General features: G+C 61.4%; 18 protein-coding genes. 7 read left to right on the plus strand and 11 right to left on the minus strand.

Translation table 11 applies throughout. The features are described 5' to 3' along the window. A partial coding sequence (locus tag ACK6BI_RS03115; RefSeq protein WP_409315957.1) for a hypothetical protein occupies positions 1–248 on the plus strand: 248 nt, incomplete at its 5' end. 129 nt (positions 249–377) lie between these two features. Next, on the plus strand, positions 378–1,007 hold the full coding sequence (locus ACK6BI_RS03120; RefSeq protein ID WP_409315958.1) for a flavin reductase family protein: 630 nt from the start codon (positions 378–380) through the stop codon (positions 1,005–1,007). 6 nt (positions 1,008–1,013) lie between these two features. Here ACK6BI_RS03120 and ACK6BI_RS03125 read toward each other — a convergent pair whose 3' ends face one another. After that, positions 1,014–1,256, minus strand: coding sequence for a hypothetical protein (locus ACK6BI_RS03125; protein WP_096818378.1), 243 nt, complete (start codon positions 1,254–1,256; stop codon positions 1,014–1,016). Positions 1,257–1,299: 43 nt separating this feature from the next. After that, positions 1,300–1,653 (minus strand): putative quinol monooxygenase, encoded by a 354-nt coding sequence (locus ACK6BI_RS03130; RefSeq protein ID WP_409315959.1) that lies wholly within the window; start codon positions 1,651–1,653, stop codon positions 1,300–1,302. A 335-nt stretch (positions 1,654–1,988) separates the two neighbouring features. Between ACK6BI_RS03130 and ACK6BI_RS03135 the strand changes: the two genes are divergently transcribed. After that, on the plus strand, positions 1,989–2,918 hold the full coding sequence (locus tag ACK6BI_RS03135) for an AraC family transcriptional regulator (protein ID WP_065258580.1): 930 nt from the start codon (positions 1,989–1,991) through the stop codon (positions 2,916–2,918). Here ACK6BI_RS03135 and ACK6BI_RS03140 read toward each other — a convergent pair whose 3' ends face one another. The 6 genes from ACK6BI_RS03140 to ACK6BI_RS03165 form a co-directional block, all read right to left on the minus strand. After that, positions 2,919–3,974, minus strand: coding sequence for an ABC transporter ATP-binding protein (locus tag ACK6BI_RS03140; RefSeq protein WP_409315960.1), 1,056 nt, complete (start codon positions 3,972–3,974; stop codon positions 2,919–2,921). Between the two features lie 13 nt (positions 3,975–3,987). Beyond that, the gene (locus ACK6BI_RS03145) at positions 3,988–4,836 is read right to left on the minus strand and encodes an ABC transporter permease (protein ID WP_409315961.1); all 849 of its coding nucleotides are present in this window, start codon (positions 4,834–4,836) and stop codon (positions 3,988–3,990) included. After that, the gene (locus ACK6BI_RS03150; protein WP_409315962.1) at positions 4,833–5,741 is read right to left on the minus strand and encodes an ABC transporter permease; all 909 of its coding nucleotides are present in this window, start codon (positions 5,739–5,741) and stop codon (positions 4,833–4,835) included. The genes ACK6BI_RS03145 and ACK6BI_RS03150 overlap by 4 nt, the downstream gene beginning before the upstream one ends. Positions 5,742–5,933: 192 nt before the next feature. After that, entirely contained in the window at positions 5,934–7,037 is a 1,104-nt protein-coding gene (locus tag ACK6BI_RS03155; RefSeq protein WP_409315963.1) for an ABC transporter substrate-binding protein, read from the minus strand. Positions 7,038–7,254: 217 nt separating this feature from the next. Further along, positions 7,255–8,703, minus strand: a complete 1,449-nt coding sequence (locus ACK6BI_RS03160; RefSeq protein ID WP_409316133.1) for an aldehyde dehydrogenase family protein — start codon at positions 8,701–8,703, stop codon at positions 7,255–7,257. Then, positions 8,703–10,340: a 5-guanidino-2-oxopentanoate decarboxylase gene (locus tag ACK6BI_RS03165; protein ID WP_409315964.1), complete on the minus strand. Its 1,638-nt coding sequence runs from the start codon at positions 10,338–10,340 to the stop codon at positions 8,703–8,705. Before ACK6BI_RS03165 ends, ACK6BI_RS03160 begins: the two co-directional genes overlap by 1 nt. Before the next feature lie 139 nt (positions 10,341–10,479). On the opposite strand from ACK6BI_RS03165, the gene ACK6BI_RS03170 reads away from it, so the two are divergent. Continuing rightward, positions 10,480–11,358, plus strand: a complete 879-nt coding sequence (locus tag ACK6BI_RS03170) for a LysR substrate-binding domain-containing protein (protein ID WP_409315965.1) — start codon at positions 10,480–10,482, stop codon at positions 11,356–11,358. A gap of 122 nt (positions 11,359–11,480) precedes the next feature. Here the strand turns inward: ACK6BI_RS03170 and ACK6BI_RS03175 are convergent, their stop codons facing one another. After that, complete coding sequence (locus tag ACK6BI_RS03175) at positions 11,481–12,095, minus strand: NAD(P)-dependent oxidoreductase (protein WP_409315966.1); 615 nt, start codon at positions 12,093–12,095, stop codon at positions 11,481–11,483. Positions 12,096–12,141: 46 nt separating this feature from the next. Next, positions 12,142–13,020, minus strand: coding sequence for an MBL fold metallo-hydrolase (locus ACK6BI_RS03180; protein ID WP_409315967.1), 879 nt, complete (start codon positions 13,018–13,020; stop codon positions 12,142–12,144). A gap of 114 nt (positions 13,021–13,134) precedes the next feature. Here ACK6BI_RS03180 and ACK6BI_RS03185 point away from each other — a divergent pair, with 114 nt between their 5' ends. Then, positions 13,135–14,040 (plus strand): LysR family transcriptional regulator, encoded by a 906-nt coding sequence (locus tag ACK6BI_RS03185; RefSeq protein WP_409315968.1) that lies wholly within the window; start codon positions 13,135–13,137, stop codon positions 14,038–14,040. 41 nt (positions 14,041–14,081) lie between these two features. Continuing rightward, on the plus strand, positions 14,082–14,309 hold the full coding sequence (locus ACK6BI_RS03190) for a hypothetical protein (RefSeq protein WP_065258587.1): 228 nt from the start codon (positions 14,082–14,084) through the stop codon (positions 14,307–14,309). A gap of 100 nt (positions 14,310–14,409) precedes the next feature. Here the strand turns inward: ACK6BI_RS03190 and ACK6BI_RS03195 are convergent, their stop codons facing one another. Beyond that, complete coding sequence (locus tag ACK6BI_RS03195) at positions 14,410–15,306, minus strand: helix-turn-helix domain-containing protein (protein ID WP_409315969.1); 897 nt, start codon at positions 15,304–15,306, stop codon at positions 14,410–14,412. 187 nt (positions 15,307–15,493) lie between these two features. On the opposite strand from ACK6BI_RS03195, the gene pobA reads away from it, so the two are divergent. Then, entirely contained in the window at positions 15,494–16,678 is a 1,185-nt protein-coding gene (pobA, locus tag ACK6BI_RS03200; protein WP_409316134.1) for a 4-hydroxybenzoate 3-monooxygenase, read from the plus strand. Positions 16,679–16,722: the final 44 nt, after the last annotated feature.

The following is a 16,722-nucleotide window of genomic DNA, read 5'->3' on the forward strand; positions in this document are numbered from 1 at the left end:
CGACCAAAACCAAATCCGCCGACTTCATTTCTGGCGCCAGCGCCGCCATCGAAACCAGCCACTCCGGCGCCTACGCTGCCGATGGTTTCGATAAAACCAATGTCGGCAAAGCCGTTGCTGCCGACGGCTTCGACAAGACCGGTACGGCTGCAGCCGTTGCGGCTGACGGTTTCGACAAGACCGGCACCGCCGCTGCCATCGCTGCCGACGGCTTCGACAAAACCGGTACCGCCGCCGCCATCAGCTGATCGGCGAATGCAGACACCGAAGCCCGGCCATTGCCGGGCTTGTTCATTTCTGCAGAGCCTGCATTTGATCTTCTCGGGCCGGACTTGCACTATTGCCCGCTTCCGAAAGCCTTCAGGAACACCCTCGCCATGTCCGATGACATCCACTTCTATGAACCGGCCAACGGCCACGGCCTGCCCCACGATCCGTTCAACGCCATCGTCGGCCCGCGCCCCATCGGCTGGATTTCTTCGCAGGATGCCGAAGGTCGACTGAACCTGGCGCCTTACAGTTTTTTCAACGCGTTCAACTACATTCCGCCGATCATCGGGTTCTCCAGCGTCGGGCGCAAAGACAGCCTGAACAACATCGAGCAGACCGGCGAGTTCGTCTGGAACCTCGCCACCCGTCCGCTGGCCGAGCAGATGAACCAGAGCTGCGCAGCGGTCGCGCCGCAGATCAACGAGTTCGAACTGGCGGGGCTGACGCCGGTGGCGTCGAAGGTGATTGCCGTACCACGGGTGGCCGAAAGCCCGGTGTCCTTCGAGTGCAAGGTCACGCAGATCATTCAGTTGCAGCGCGCCGACGGCGAGACGGTGCCGAGCTGGCTGGTGCTCGGCGAAGTGGTCGCTGTGCACATTGCCAAATGGCTGTTGAAGGACGGGATCTACGACACCGCCGCCGCAGAACCGATTCTGCGTGGCGGCGGGCCGGCGGACTACTTCCAGCTGGGGCCGGAGGCCCTGTTCAAGATGTGGCGCCCGGGCGCCGTCAAGTAAACGCAGTCACCAGATCAGCTCGGCGTCATCAGTGACGCCCTTGAGCTTGTCCAGCTCATTGATGGCCGCTTCATCGGCGGCAATGGCACCAGGGAATACCTGGTCATTCAACAGTTTGTGAAAGCGTGGCGCACCGCCGTCAACCAGGGCCTTGACCGCGATTGCCGCGTGATAACCCTTGTTGCTGCCCAATTCGACGGGGACTACAGCGGAAACCGCTTCGAAGTGTTCGAACTCTTTACGTGCCATGTCGCAGGTCCTGGCTCAGTCAGATAGGCCGGCCATTAAACCCTCAACCGGCGAGTTTGTGTATCGGCGCGCAACTCTGGCCCGGCGCCTGCGCCGCCGACACGTCTTTAAACGTATGGAAATCCAGGCTGTTGACCACCAGGTCCTGCACCAGCTCGGCAAAGACCTCCATTGACGGGCTGCTGAAATAGGCGGTCATCGACTGTTGGTTGCTCCAGAAACCGGAGACCAGCCACAGCTCGGGATCACACTGTGAATGCTGCAGGGAAAAGCTCAGGCAACCGGCGGCGGCACGGGACGGTTCGATCAGCGCACTCAGGCGCATGCCGAGTTCCGCCGAACGCCCGGCGCGCGCTCGAACGAAGGCCATATGACTGACGGGAATCTGCTTGGACATGTTCAACCCTCCCAGGGAGTCGCGTGGCAGCCGGGGACGGGCTGCGACAGGATCCAAGGTTAAGGGCCGGGGAACGCTCGCCGTTAGTCGATTCCTGCCGTCGCGTTGCACAATCCTGCGAGACTGTCTTTCAGACCTGTAACAGATCGTGAATCGCTGTCACCGTCCTGTCACACCGGTTTCGAGCAAGTTTTCCGCAATGCACACTGTCATGCCTGGGCAGGCACGCAACGCAATGCAGGATCAGGCAAGCATTTCGCAGGATGTATCTACCACTTGTACTTGCACAAACTTATGCTCTGTTCCCATTCCATCCCTTGCCGAGGAGGCTGTGCATGACGTCATTCGATCGTTTTCAGGCGCCGCCCGATGCCGACATGGAAAAGCAACGCGAGGAACTGGCGGCGATCATTCGCCGCAACACGTCCGAAGATGGCAGTTATGCCACCGCCGTCGGCTCGCTGTTCATGTCGCGCCACACAAAATCCCACGAATTCGCCCCGGTGCTCGCACAACCGGCGCTGTGCATCATGGCCCAGGGTCGCAAAGAGGTACGGCTGGCGGACGAATACTTCAATTATGATCCGCTGAATTATCTGGTGGTCTCGGTCTCGATGCCGTTGAGCGGGCGGGTGGTGAATGTCTCGCCCGAAGAGCCGATCCTCGCCGTGCGCCTGGACATCGATCCAGCGGAGATCACCGCACTGATCGCCGATGCCGGCCCGATGGGTGTGCCGACCCGGCCCACCGGTCGCGGTCTGTATGTGGAAAAAATCGACAGCGCAATGCTCGATGCGGTGTTGCGTCTGGCCCGTCTGCTCGACACGCCGAAAGACATCGCCATGCTCGCGCCGCTGATCCGCCGGGAGATTCTCTATCGCCTGCTGCGCAGTCCGCAGGGCCATCGGCTCTACGAAATCGCCATCGCCAACAGCCAGAGCCACCGCATCAGCCAGGCGATCAAATGGCTCAACGGCAACTTCGAACAGCCATTGCGTATCGATGATCTGGCGAAGGAAGTGAACCTCAGCGTCTCGACCCTGCATCACCGTTTCAAGGCGATGACGGCGATGAGTCCGTTGCAGTATCAAAAGCAATTGCGTCTGCAAGAGGCGCGGCGCTTGATGCTGGCTGAAGGACTGGAAGCCTCGGCAGCCGGGTATCGGGTGGGTTATGAAAGCCCGTCGCAGTTCAGCCGCGAGTACAGCCGGTTGTTCGGCGCGCCGCCGTTGCGGGATCTGGCGCGCCTTCGGCTGAGTGTCTGATCAGGCGCCGAGTACCCGACACGCCTCACTCGGCAACGTCACCGACACCGGATGCCCGATCCCCAACCCAATCCCCTGACACGGCGTGCTCAGCGCCGTGAAGGTCACCCCGGAACACTCCACCGTAGTCTCGATAGTCGCGCCGATATCCCGAACGAACGTCACCTTGCCCAGCAGGCGATTGCCTGCCGTGGCTTGGGGCGCCGACAGTTGCAGGTCTTCGGGGCGAATCAACATCTTCACTTTTTGCCCGACCACGATGCTGCTGCAGATCGGCACTTGCAGGGCATCGCCGCCTGGCAGCACGACCTTGCCATCGCCCAGCGCCGTGGCCGGGAAGATATTGCCGGAGCCGATGAAGTCCGCCACAAACTCGTTGGCCGGGTGCCGGTAGATTTCAATCGGCGTGCCCACTTGCTGCACCCGGTGCTCACCGAGCACCACTACGATATCGGCCATGGTCATGGCCTCGCGTTGATCATGGGTGACCATGATGGTGGTGATATTCAGGCGTTGTTGCAGCTGGCGGATTTCCACCTGCATCGACTCGCGCAACTTGGCGTCCAGTGCCGACAGCGGCTCGTCGAGCAAAAGGAGTTTCGGGTGCGAAGCAATCGCCCGGGCAATCGCCACCCGCTGACGCTGGCCGCCGGAAAGTTTCGCCACCGGACGGTCGATCATCGGTTGCAGCTGGATCATTTCCAGCAACTCCACCACCCGCGCCTGTTGATCGGCCTTGCTCACACCCCGCAGTTTCAGCGGATAAGCGATGTTCTCGCCCACGGTCATGTGCGGGAAGAGCGCCAGCGACTGAAACACCATGCCGAAGTTGCGCAGATGCGCCGGGGTGTGGCCGATGTCTTCACCGTTCAGGCGAATCTCGCCGCCGGTGAGGGTTTCCAGCCCGGCGATCATGCGCAGCAACGTGGTCTTGCCGCAGCCCGACGGGCCAAGGAAGCACACCAGTTTGCCCTCGGGCAAATGCAGGTTGACGTCTTTTACCGCGCAGGCCGAGCCGTAGTGTTTCTCGACGTTTTCCAGAATCAGTCCAGTCATGTTGCACCTCTAATCAAAAGGAAACGCCGCCTTCACCGACCAGCTTCTCCAACGCCCAGATCAGGACGAAGTCGATCAGCACGATCAGCACGGCAAACGAGAACACGGTAGGGTCGAGCGATGACACGGTGCGGCTGTACATCCAGATCGGCACGGTCATGACGTCGATGGTGTAGAGGAAATAGGTCACGGTGAACTCGTTGAACGAGACGATGAACGCCAGCAACATCCCCGCCAGAATCCCCGATTTCATCAACGGCACCACCACATCGACAATGGCGCGCAGCGGCGAGGCGCCGAGCATCTGCGCGGCCTCTTCGACTTCACTGCCGATGGAGAGCATGGCCGCCGTGCAATTTTTCACCACGAACGGCAGCGCCAGAATCACGTGGGCAATCACCAGCCGGGAGGTGGTCATGTGGAACGGCAGGCTGTCGAACACCAGCAGCAAGGCCAGCCCCAGCACCACCATCGGGAACACCAGCGGCAGCGACATCAGTTGCAGCGCCACGCCCTTGCCACGGAACTCACAACGGGTCAGCGCGTAAGCCGCCGGCACCGCGATCAGCGTGGCGAAAATCATCGCCAGACACGACACCAGCAGACTGGTGCCCATGGCCTGCCCCAGGCTCAGCACATCGCTGGCATCCGGTGAAACGAAGGTGTGCCAAGCCGCCTTGTACCACTGCAGGCTGTAGCTGCTCGGCGGGAAGTCGAGGTTCGACGCACCGCTGAACGACATCACGATCATCGTCAGGATCGGCAACACGGCCAGGAACAAAATGATCCCGGAAAGAATGCCGGCAAACTTGCCGGTATCGCCCGGCAGCAGCGACTGACGTTTCTTGATCAGGGCACTCATTGCGAAGCCTCCAGCAGACGGCGACGGCGGCCGGTGATGTATTCGGACAAGGTCATGATCGCCAGCGTGGTGACGATCAGCACCACCCCGGCGGCGGACGCGGCGGGCCAGTTCATCAGCGGAGCAATCTGGTCATGCACCATCACCGCGAGCATCGGCACGCGCCGACCGCCGAGCAGCAACGGCACCACAAAGCTGCTGGCGTTGTAGGCGAACACCAGCGTCGCGCCGGTGATGATCCCCGGCAGACTCATCGGCAACACCACTTGACGGAAAACCTGAAAACGACTGGCGCCAAGGGTCGCGGCAGCTTCTTCGTAGCTGCGGGCAACACCGCGCATGGCACTGGCAATCGGCAGCACAGCCAGCGGGAACGCGGTCTGCACCAGGCCCATCAACACGCCGTTCTGGTTGTAGAGCAACATGATCGGACGCTTGATCAGGCCGAGGCCCATCAGGGTCTGGTTGAGCATGCCACCGGGGCCGAGGATCACCAGCCAGCCATAGCTTTGCAGCAGCAGGTTGACCAGCAATGGCAACAGCACCGCCGCCAGAAAGATCCGCCGCAGGAACGGCGAGGTCAGGCGCGACATGGTGTACGCCACCGGGATCGCCAGCACCACGGCGATCACCGCGCTGATCAGCGCCAGACGCAAGGTCAGGAGCAACGATTTCAGATAGTAAGGTTCGAGCAACTGCGCGTAACTGGCCAGGCTGAAGCCAGACCACTCCGCGCCTTTGGTGCCCACACTCATGCGCAGCACCAGCAGGCTGGCAGCAATCAGCACGCCGAGAAACAACATCGACGGCGTGAGGAAAAACCACGCCCGCGCAGTCGGCGAAACACCTCGCGCCGGGCGCACGTCACCCGCGCCGACCGGTTGGGTCAGGGATTGATGTTCCATAGCAATGATCTCGTCAATGGAAAAACAACTGACAGACACTGCCTTCAAATTCATCGAGAAACCTGTGGGAGCGAGCTTGCTCGCGATAGCAATCTGTCAGTCGACACTGTCGGTGAATGTCAGTCCGCAATCGCGAGCAAGCTCGCTCCCACAGGTACTTCGGTGTTTGAAGAACCTGTGTCCATCACTCGATCAGGAAGAAAAGATTTCCGTGTAGCGACGAATCCACTGGTCATGCACGGTCGCCAGGAAGGCGTTGTCGTGCATGATCGCCTTCTCTGCGATCTGCTCCGGCGTGAGGATGAACGGGCTCTTGCGCGCTTCGGCGGAAATGATCGCCTTGGCGTTGACCGGACCGTTGAAGATGTCTTCGGCCATCTTGCCCTGCACCAGCGGGTCGAGGGAGTGATCAATGAAGGCGTAGGCCAGGTCGGTGTCGCCCGGACGGTTCTTCGGCATCACCGAGAGCATCAGGTCGGTGTAGAAACCTTCCTTCATCCCGAACGTGGCACCGAGGCCGTAGTTCGGATCGCGGATCTGTTTTGGGAAAAACGCCGGGGCGTAGAGGCCGCCCATGTCCAGTGAACCGGTGCGGAACAGCTCGGCGATCTGGTTGGGGTTTTCGCCCAGGGTCACCACGCGTTCCTTGAGTTCGGCGAGTTTCTTGAAGCCCGGTTCGATGTTGTGCTCGTCACCACCGGCCAGTTTGGCGGCGATGATGATCAGGTCCATCGCCTCGGTCCAGTTCGGCGGCGGCAGGAAAATGTTCGGTGCCAGATCAGCGTCCCACAGCGCGGCGTAGCTGTCCGGAGCTTCTTTCTGGGTGCGGGTGCTGTAGATCAGACTGTTGCACCACAACAGGTAACCGATGCCGTGACCGTTGGCCCCTGTGCGGTATTTTTCCGGGACGTCGATCAGGTTGGGAATGCGGTTGAGATCAGGTTTTTCCAGCAGTCCGGCAGCGGCCAGACCTTCGGCGCCGACCCCGGCCAGGGTGATGATGTCGTACTGCGGACGATCACCGCCGGCCTTGAGTTTTGCGACCATTTCCGAAGTGCTGCCGGTGCGGTCGGCAATCACTTTGGCGCCGGTCTTGGCTTCGAACGTTGCAGCGATATTGCGCAGTGCGGCCAGGCCCGTGTCATCGGACCAGGTCAGCAGGCGCAGGGTCTTGCCGGCAAAACGGGTGTCGCTCGCACTGGCCCGGATGAAGGGCATGCTCATGGCCGCCGCAGCCACCGAGGCCACGCCGACGGTTTTGATGAATTGACGCCTGTTCAGATCGTGCTCGCCCATTTAGGACTCCCATTATTCTTTTAAGTATGAGATTGATCGCAACCCTTGCATCTGCCTGACCGATATCGCCCAAGCGCCCGGTTTCAAAGGGCTTGAGCGTGGTCTGCGGGTTCATCCTGAGGTCGTGCAAAACACCTGACTATCGATAAAAACTCATTGGAGCCATGACACCGACGCATGCCTCGTTGCGAGGCATGCACTGACCTTTTTCGGGCATTCAGAGCGCGCGAACCACGTGCTTGATTTCCTGAAATGCCGTCAGGCCCCACGGCCCCAATTCACGACCGATACTGCTCTGCTTGTAGCCGCCCCACGCGGTCTGCGGGAAGATCACCTGCGGCGCGTTGAGCCACACCAGCCCCGCCTGTAAGGCGTTGGCGACCCGATCCGCGGTCTCGGCATTGCGCGTGACCACGCTGGCCACCAGACCGAACTGGCTGTCGTTGGCCAGGGCAATCGCCTCGGCTTCCGTAGCGAAGCTGCGCACGCAGATCACCGGCCCGAAGATCTCTTCGCACCACAGCGCACTGTCGAGGGGCACTTCGGTGAAGATCGTCGGTTGCAAGAAATAGCCGCGCGGCAGATCCGCCGGGCGATTGCCGCCACAGATCAGCCTGGCACCGGCGCTCAGACCACGGTCGATATGACCGAGCACACGCTGGTACTGCGCCTGATTGACCAGTGCGCCCATCTCGACGTCGGGATCGAACGGGTCGGCCACACGGATTTTTTCCGCACGGGCCTGCAAACGAATCAGGAACTCGTCGGCCACTTCATCGGCGACCAATACCCGGCTGGTGGCCGAGCACATCTGCCCGGCGTTGAAGAAACCACCGCCGCAAGCCAGCTCCACCGCCAGATCAAGGTCGGCATCCTGCAGAATCAGCAGCGAGGATTTGCCGCCCAGTTCCAGGCTCACGCCCTTCACGCTTTCGGCGGCGCGCTGCATCACTTGCACACCGACGGCATTGCTGCCGGTGAAGGAAATCTTGGCGATGCGCGGATCCGCCGACAGCGGCGCACCGACCGCAAGACCGGTGCCACACACCAGGTTGAACACGCCTTTGGGCAGACCGGATTCGGCGATGATGGTCGCCAGTTCCAGTTCCGGCAGCGGTGTGACTTCCGAGGGTTTGAGCACCACGCAGCAACCGGCGGCCAGGGCCGGTGCAAGTTTCCACGCGGTGGTGACCATCGGGAAATTCCACGGCACGATCAGCCCGACCACACCGCACGGCTCGCGACGCAGACGTGCGCTGAAGTCGTCGCTGGGCAGCGGCACGTTGCTGTCCTGTTTTGCATCGAGGCCTTCGGCGAGTCCGGCGTAGTACTCAAAGGTCGCGATCACGTCGTCGACATCGATGCCCGCTTCGAACTGCGGTTTGCCGTTGTTGCTCGACTGTAACCTCATCAGATGTTCGCGGCCGTTGCGCACGCCATTGGCGATGTTGCGCAGGATCGCGCCGCGCTCGGCGCCGGTGGTTTTCGACCAGCCCTTGAAGGCTTCGGTCGCTGCCGTTACCGCTTGATTGACGGCGCTTTCATCACCGCCATTGACCGTGGTCAGCAGCGCTTCGGTCGCCGGGTTGATCACCCGCAGGTGTTCGCGGCCGGCAGACCATTGGCCGTTGATGTACAGGCCGTCGAGTGTGGTCGGGAAATTCATCATCGGGCCACCGCCTTCATCCATTGGGTCTGGTCGATTTCGATCAGGGTCGGGCCCTGGCGATCGCTGGCAGCGCGCAGTGCACCGCGCAGGTGTTCGACCGAGCTGATCGCCTCCGCCGCGCAACCCAGGGCCTTGGCCACGCCGATGAAATCCGGGGTGTAGATGTCCACGCCTACGGGCTCGATGGCACGGTTGACCATGTATTTCTTGATCTCTTCGTAACCCTGGTTATTCCACAGCAGGATGATCACCGGGGTGCGCGCCTCCACGGCGCTGGCCAGTTCCGACAGAGTGAATTGCAGACCGCCGTCGCCGATCAGGCACACCACCGGCGGACGCGCGCCGTGTTCGAGATGGCCACCGAGCCAGGCACCAATCGCCGCCGGCAAGGCATAACCGAGCGTGCCGTAACCGGTGGACGAGTTGAACCAGCGGCGCGGGCGCTCCGGGTTGAAGGTGAGGTTACCGGTGTACACCGGTTGCGTGGAGTCGCCGACGAACACCGCGTTCGGCAGTTCGTGCAGCACGGTTTCGAGGAAACGGGTCTGGGCCAGCGTCGGGGCATCCCAGGTTGTGGCCAGTTCCTCACGCAGACGCGCAGCGCGCACCTGCCCCCAATCGTTGCGACGTTCGGCCAGCGGTTTGTGCGACAGCGCACTGAGCAGCGCCTGGGCGGCGTTGCGCGAGTCGGCGACCAACGCCACGTGCGGCGGATAGTTGCGCACGGTCTGGTCGGGATCGATGTCCACGCGCAGCAGCTTGCCGGGGATTTCAAAGCCGCCGGCAAAGGTCACGTCGTAGTCGGTTTCCGCCAGTTCGGTACCGATCGCCAGCACCACGTCGGCATCAGCCACCAAGGCACGGGTCGCTACCAGACTCTGGGTCGAACCGATCAACAGTGGATGGCTGGACGGCAACATGCCTTTGGCGTTGATGGTCAGGGCCACCGGTGCGTCGAGCAGTTCGGCCAGCTCGGTGAGTTCGGCAGCGGCATCGATGGCGCCGCCACCGGCGAGGATCAACGGGCGCTGGGCGCCGGCCAGCAGTTCGGTCATGCGGCTCACGGCAGCTGGCGCGGCACCGGCGCGGTCGATGTGGACCGGCACGCTGGCCAACAACTCGTCCGCCTCTTCAACCAGCACGTCCAGCGGAATTTCGATGTGCACCGGACGCGGACGCCCAGCCTGAAACAGTGCGAAAGCACGAGCCAGCACGCCCGGCAATTCGGACGCCGACATCAGTGTGTGAGAGAACGCCGCCACGCCGCCGACCAGTGCGCTCTGGTTCGGCAGTTCATGCAACTTGCCGCGACCGCCGCCCAATTGGCTGCGCGACTGCACGCTGGAGATCACCAGCATCGGGATCGAATCGGCGTAGGCCTGACCCATGGCGGTGGTGATGTTGGTCATGCCGGGGCCGGTGATGATGAAGCACACACCCGGTTTGCCGCTGGTGCGGGCATAGCCGTCGGCCATGAAACCGGCGCCTTGCTCGTGACGCGGAGTCACATGGTTGATGCTCGAACGGGCCAGCCCGCGATACAGCTCCACGGTATGCACCCCGGGAATGCCGAACACCTGCTCGACCCCGTAACCTTCGAGTAACTTGACCAGTACTTCGCCACACGTCGCCATGTCTTTGCCCTTCTTGTTCGTTGAGGCACCGGGCTTTAAAGGAACCGGTGATTGGCCTCATTGAAACGGGCGACGTGTAGCCGCAACAATCGATAAAAGCTCATACTAGCCATGTCCTCACGTCATGGCTTGGATCCACATGAAACGACTGCCTCCTTTGCCCGCCCTGCACACGTTTCTGATCACCGCGCAGTGCTGCAACTTCACCCGGGCCGCCGAGCAGTTGCACATCACCCAGGGCGCAGTGAGCCGGCAGATCGCCGGGCTGGAGGAGCATTTGGGTTATGAGCTGTTCATACGCCTGGCCCGGGGACTGGAGCTGACGGCCGAAGGTCGCGAATGGCTGCCACGGGTGCAGCAGGTGTTCAGCCTGATCGGCGACTCGATGGAGCAGATCGGCGCCAGGCGCGAAACCCTGCAACTCAAGGCCCCGAGCTGCGTGATGCGCTGGTTGTTGCCACGGCTGTTGCAATGGCAACGCGAGCGCCCGGACGTGCCGGTGAAACTCACGGCGTCGTTGCAACACGGCGTGGATTTTCATCGCGAGCAGTTCGACGCCGCTGTGATCTATGGCCCCGCGCCCCACGAGTCTCCCGCCGCGCTGCATCTGTTCGATGAACAACTGACGCCAGTCTGTTCGCCAACGCTGCTCAACGGTGGGCCGACTTTGCACACGCCGGCGGATCTGCAACAGCATCTGCTGCTGCATCCGACCCACACCGATGACGACTGGGCTCTGTGGCTTGAAGCCGCCGAACTGCACTTGAACAACATCAGCAGCGGCCAGCATTTCGAGACGCTGGATCAGGCGATGTCGATGGCGTCCCACGGGACGGGCGTGGCGATTGGCGACTGGTCGTTGATCGGCGATGACTTGAGCGCCGGGCGACTGGTGATGCCGTTCGATCTGAAGGTGAAGACGGGACTGGGTTATTACATCGTGGCGCCGGCGTCGGAGCCGTCGGCGAAACTGCAGGAGTTGATGGGGTGGCTGGTGGAGCAGGCCCATACGCGGTGAACATCCCAATACCCTGTGGGAGCGAGCCTGCTCGCGAATACGACAGGTCATTCAACGTTGATGTCGACTGACTCGCCCTCTTCGCGAGCAGGCTCGCTCCCACATTGGATCGGAGTCGAGACTCAGTAACCGACCGTAAACCGCTGACGCGAATGCTTCGGCGTTTCCACTTCGTCGATCAGCGCAATCGCGTAGTCGGCAAAGCTGATTGAGCTCTGGCCTTCGGCGCTCACCAGCAAGTCATCCTTGCCGATGCGGAATTTGCCGGTGCGCTCACCTTCGAAGAACAGCGCCGACGGCGACAGGAATGTCCAGTCCAGTTCCTTTTCCTGACGCAGGGCATCGAGAAACGCTGCACCGGCGCTGGCCTCGGCCTTGTACTCGGCCGGGAAACCGGCGCTGTCGATCACCCGGGTGCCGTCCGGCAGCAACAGCGAACCGGCACCGCCGACCACCAGCAGACGTTTCACCCCGGCCTGTTTCACCGGGCCGATCAGCGCACTGGCCGGCACCGTGGCGAAATGCGCGGCGCTGATCACCACATCGTGACCGGCAACAGCGGCTTGCAGCGCGGCAGCGTCCAGCACGTCGACGTTCTTGCTGACCACACCGGCACGGGCACCGATCTTCGAGGTATCCCGGGCGATGGCGGTAACGCTGTGGCCGCGGCGCAGGGCTTCTTCCAGCAATTGGCTGCCGGCACGGCCGGTGGCGCCAATGATTGCGATCTTGCTCATGACATTCTCCAGTTGGCTTGAGAGTGCTGCGTTTTTCAGAATCGGGTTACCACTTCATCTCGCCCTTGGCGACTTTGGCGCTCAGCTCCAGGGAGCTTTCCTCGCCCAGTGTCGGGTAGCGCTTTTTCATCGCGGCGATCAGCGCGGCAGAGTCCTTGGCCTTGGCGGTTTCTTCGTCGAAGGCCTTGATGTAGTCGGCGGTGAATTTCACGGCGGCCAGCGAACGGGCGCTGTCACCCAGGTAATGACCCGGCACCACGGTTTTCGGTTTCAGGGTTTCGATCGAGTGCAGGGTTTCCAGCCAGTCGGCGTGGGATTGCGCGGTTTGGGTGTCGGCCATCCAGACGTGGATGTTCTCGGCGACGACCACACCGCCAACCACGGCTTTCAACGATGGAATCCACACGAAGCTGCGATCCGGTTGCTTGCCTTCCAGGCCGACCACCTGCAGTTTCTGCCCCTCGAGCATCAGGCTGTCGCCCTTGAGCACGCCCGGCACGATGGTTTTGGCCGGCACGTCGGCGCCCATTTTCGGCCCCCAGAACGCGAGTTTGCCGTCGACGGTTTGCTTGATGTGATCAACGGTCGGCTGCGAGGCCAATACCTTGGCATTCGGGAAGGCTTTGGTCAGGGTGTCGAGACCGAAGTAGTAATCCGGGTCACCGTGGCTGATGTAGATGGTGGTCAGTTGCTTGCCGCTGGCGCGGATTTTTTCCACCACTTGCTCGGCCTGGGATTTGCCGAACTGGGCGTCCACCAGAATCGCATCCTTTTCGCCGCTGACCAGCACCGAGGTCACCGGGAAGATCGCATTGGTGCCAGGGTTGTAGACATCGAGGTTCAGGTTCGCAGCCGCTGCGTGGGCAGCAAAGCCGAGGGTGGCGGTGGCCAGTAAAACGCGCTTGAGAGTGGTGAAGCCGATCATGAGTTGCTCCGCTGTTCAAATGCCGTGCTTGGCGATGGGACAGAGCTTAGTTGCCATACTCATTACAAAAAATGCGATGCTTGAACATAGTTTGTTTCTGAAAGCGGGCAAATCATGGATCGTCTCCAAGCAATGCGGGTGTTTGTCACGGTGGTGGATCTGGGCAGCCAGTCGGCGGCGGCCGATCACCTGGATCTGTCACGGCCGGTGGTATCGCGGTATCTGGCGGAACTGGAAGACTGGGTCGGCGCGCGCCTGATGCACCGCACAACACGCAAACTGAGCCTGACCGCCGCCGGCAACGAAATCCTGCCGCGCTGCCGGCAGATGCTCGAACTGTCCAGCGACATGCAGGCCGCCGTCAGCGAGCCTGACGATGCGCCACGGGGTCTGTTGCGGATCAGCGTCAGCACTTCATTCGGCCAGGCGCAACTGGCCGATGCAATGGCCGCGTTCGTCAAACGCTATCCGGGCGTCAGCATCGATCTGCAGATGCTCGATCGCACGGTGAACCTGGTGGATGAACGCATCGATCTGGCGATCCGCACCAGCAACGACCTCGACCCCAACCTGATCGCCCGCCGCCTGACGGTCTGCCGCTCGGTGGTCTGCGCAGCGCCCGCCTATCTGCAGGAACATCAGCAGCCGCAACGGGTGGAAGATCTGAGCCGGCACAACTGCCTCACTCACTCCTATTTCGGCAAGAGCCTGTGGCATTTCGAAGAGGATGGCGAGCCGGTTTCGGTGCCGGTGCAGGGCAACATCAGCGCCAACGAGGCGAGCACCCTGCTCCGTGCCACACTGGCCGGTGCCGGGGTGGCGATGCTGCCGACCTATCAGGCCGGCGTACATATTCACAATGGCGAACTGGTGCGCCTGCTGCCCGACGCCGAACCTCGGCGGATGAACATCTATGCGGTGTACGCCTCACGCAAACACATGCCGGCGGCACTGCGCAGCATGCTGGATTTCCTGGTAGTGCGATTTCCCGAAAACCCGCAATGGGATGTCGGCCTGTAAACCCGCTCGCACCGCAGCTGGCAACTCGCCGGCGCTGACCTATGCTGAAAGTAGTACCCACGGGTATTCGTTCAGAGGTCACCGCCATGATCATGAGCACCAGAACAAGAAGATACCTCGCGATTTTCATCACCTGCGCGGCCACGCTGGCGCTGTACGGCACCGCGGCATGGCGCGTGGAGCAGTTGCGGCAACTGCCCCGTGAGTACGCGAGCTGCAACTTCGAGCGCTGCATCCCTCACAACGCCACCCTCAACGCCCTGCGCTGATACAGGTCGTCTGTGGGAGTGAGCTTGCTCACGAAGACGGCGTGTCAGGTGGCAAAATTGCTGGCTGACACACCGTCTTCGCGAGCAAGCTCGCTCCCACCTATTCACTCTCTTGTTGTTCGGATTTGAGTCGGTCGCGGAACGCCTTTGGCGAGATCCCCACCCGACGCCGGAACAGGCGCGTGAAGTTGGTCGGATCGGAAAAACCCAATACCTCGGACATCTCGTAAATCGTCATGCTGGTGTACGTCAGCAGGCGCTTGGCTTCCAGCAATTGACGCTCATGCATGATCTGCAACGCCGGCTGCCCCGCCAGTTCGCGGCAAGTGCCGTTGAGGTGCGAAACGGAAATACCCAGACGATGCGCCAGGTCTTCGACCTTGACGTGCTGACGGTAGGTTTCTTCCACCAGTTGAATGAACCCGTTGAGGTATTCGCGCTGACGCTGCGGACGTTGACTGGCGTTATGACGGCGGATCGCCTGACGGCTGACCCAGACCATGATCACGCTCACCAGCGAATGCATGAGCATTTCCCGCGCCGGTTGGTGACCGTTGTACTCGGCCTGCAGTGCGGCGAACAGGCTATTGAGGTAATCCGCATCCTGTCCCGCCGGGTAGCTCCCGGCCTGGGCCAGGGCCTGCACCGCGCTGCCGAGTTGCGCTTGAAGGTGGTTGATCAACGGTGTGGCGAGGGTCACGACGAATCCTTCGACGTCCTCGGAAAAACGGAATCCATGCACCGATAGCGGTGGCAGGATCTGGATGGCGGGTTCGTTCAGTTGCGTGCGCTGGCCTTCGATTTCAAGCTCTGCCTGACCTTTGAATACGAAGAGCAACTGGCACAGATCGGCGTGACGGTGAGGTTTGATTTCCCATTGATGTTCGCGGCTGCGTTTGGAAATGGTTTCACAGTGCAGCAAGTCAGGGGTCGGCCAGTCCAGGCTTTCACCGTAGAGCTTGAACACCGGAATCGAAGGCAGGTCAGGCTTGTTCATCACTTCAATCCAGGCCTCGAAGGTTGCGGGCGATAATCGCCCCGATTGGCAGAATGTACAGGTATCGGCTCAGTTTTCACCTTCAATTGACAGACCCGCAAGGGAAAAATGCAAGCACTCGAATCCTGAAAATCATTCACCGGCCGTTGTCGTGTGAAGCTTGCGAGTCATAAAAACAATGAAAACGCTGAAAACCCAAGTCGCCATCATCGGCGCCGGTCCGTCCGGATTATTGCTCGGCCAACTGCTGCACAACGCCGGCATCGACACCCTGATCATCGAGCGCCAGACACCTGAATATGTCCTCGGACGAATCCGTGCCGGCGTGCTTGAACAAGGCATGGTAGAGCTGTTGCGCGAAGCTGGCGTGGGTCAGCGGATGGACGCCGAAGGCCTGGTGCACGGAGGGTTCGAACTGGCCCTGGACGGGCGTCGGGTACACATCGATCTGCAGGCGCTGACCGCTGGCAAAACCGTGATGGTCTATGGCCAGACCGAGGTCACCCGCGACCTGATGGCCGCTCGTCGGGAGACCGGCGGGCAGACCCTCTACGAAGCATGCAATGTCGTTCCCGGTGGCATGAAAAGCGACGAGGCCTTCGTCACGTTTGAAAAGGACGGCGAAACCTGGCGCGTCGATTGCGATTACATCGCCGGTTGCGACGGTTTCCACGGCGTGGCCCGGCAGTCGATTCCAGCGGAATGCCTGAAAGTCTTCGAACGCGTCTATCCCTTTGGCTGGCTGGGCATTCTCGCCGATACACCGCCGGTTCATGACGAACTGGTCTACGCCCGTCACGAACGCGGCTTCGCCCTGTGCAGCATGCGTTCGGCGACACGCACCCGTTATTACCTGCAGGTGCCGGCCGAGGAAAAGGTCGACGACTGGTCGGATCAACGCTTCTGGGATGAGCTGCGCCATCGTCTGCCACAGGATCTGGCGCAAAAACTCGTGACCGGTCCGTCGATTGAAAAGAGCATCGCGCCGCTGCGCAGTTTCGTGGTCGAACCCATGCAGTACGGGCGCCTGTTTCTGGTGGGGGATGCGGCGCACATCGTTCCGCCGACCGGGGCCAAGGGTTTGAATCTGGCCGCCAGCGATGTCAGCACGCTGTTCAGGATTTTGCTGAAGGTTTATCGCGAAGGCCGCACCGACTTGCTGGAGAAGTATTCGCAGATCTGTCTGCGGCGAGTGTGGAAAGCCGAGCGATTCTCCTGGTGGATGACCTCGATGCTGCATCGCTTCGACGAGCACGATGACTTCAGCCAGCGGATCAGCGCCTCGGAACTGGACTACTTTGTCAGTTCGGAAGCGGGGCAAAAAACCATTGCAGAAAATTACGTCGGGCTTCCGTATGAGGCTATCGAATAGCCTGCTATCGACTTACACTGGCGAGCACTGATCCGCTCGCCACG

It is taken from the genome of Pseudomonas sp. KCJK9016, from assembly GCF_046231795.1.
GTDB classification, from domain to species: Bacteria; Pseudomonadota; Gammaproteobacteria; order Pseudomonadales; family Pseudomonadaceae; genus Aquipseudomonas; species Aquipseudomonas bananamidigenes.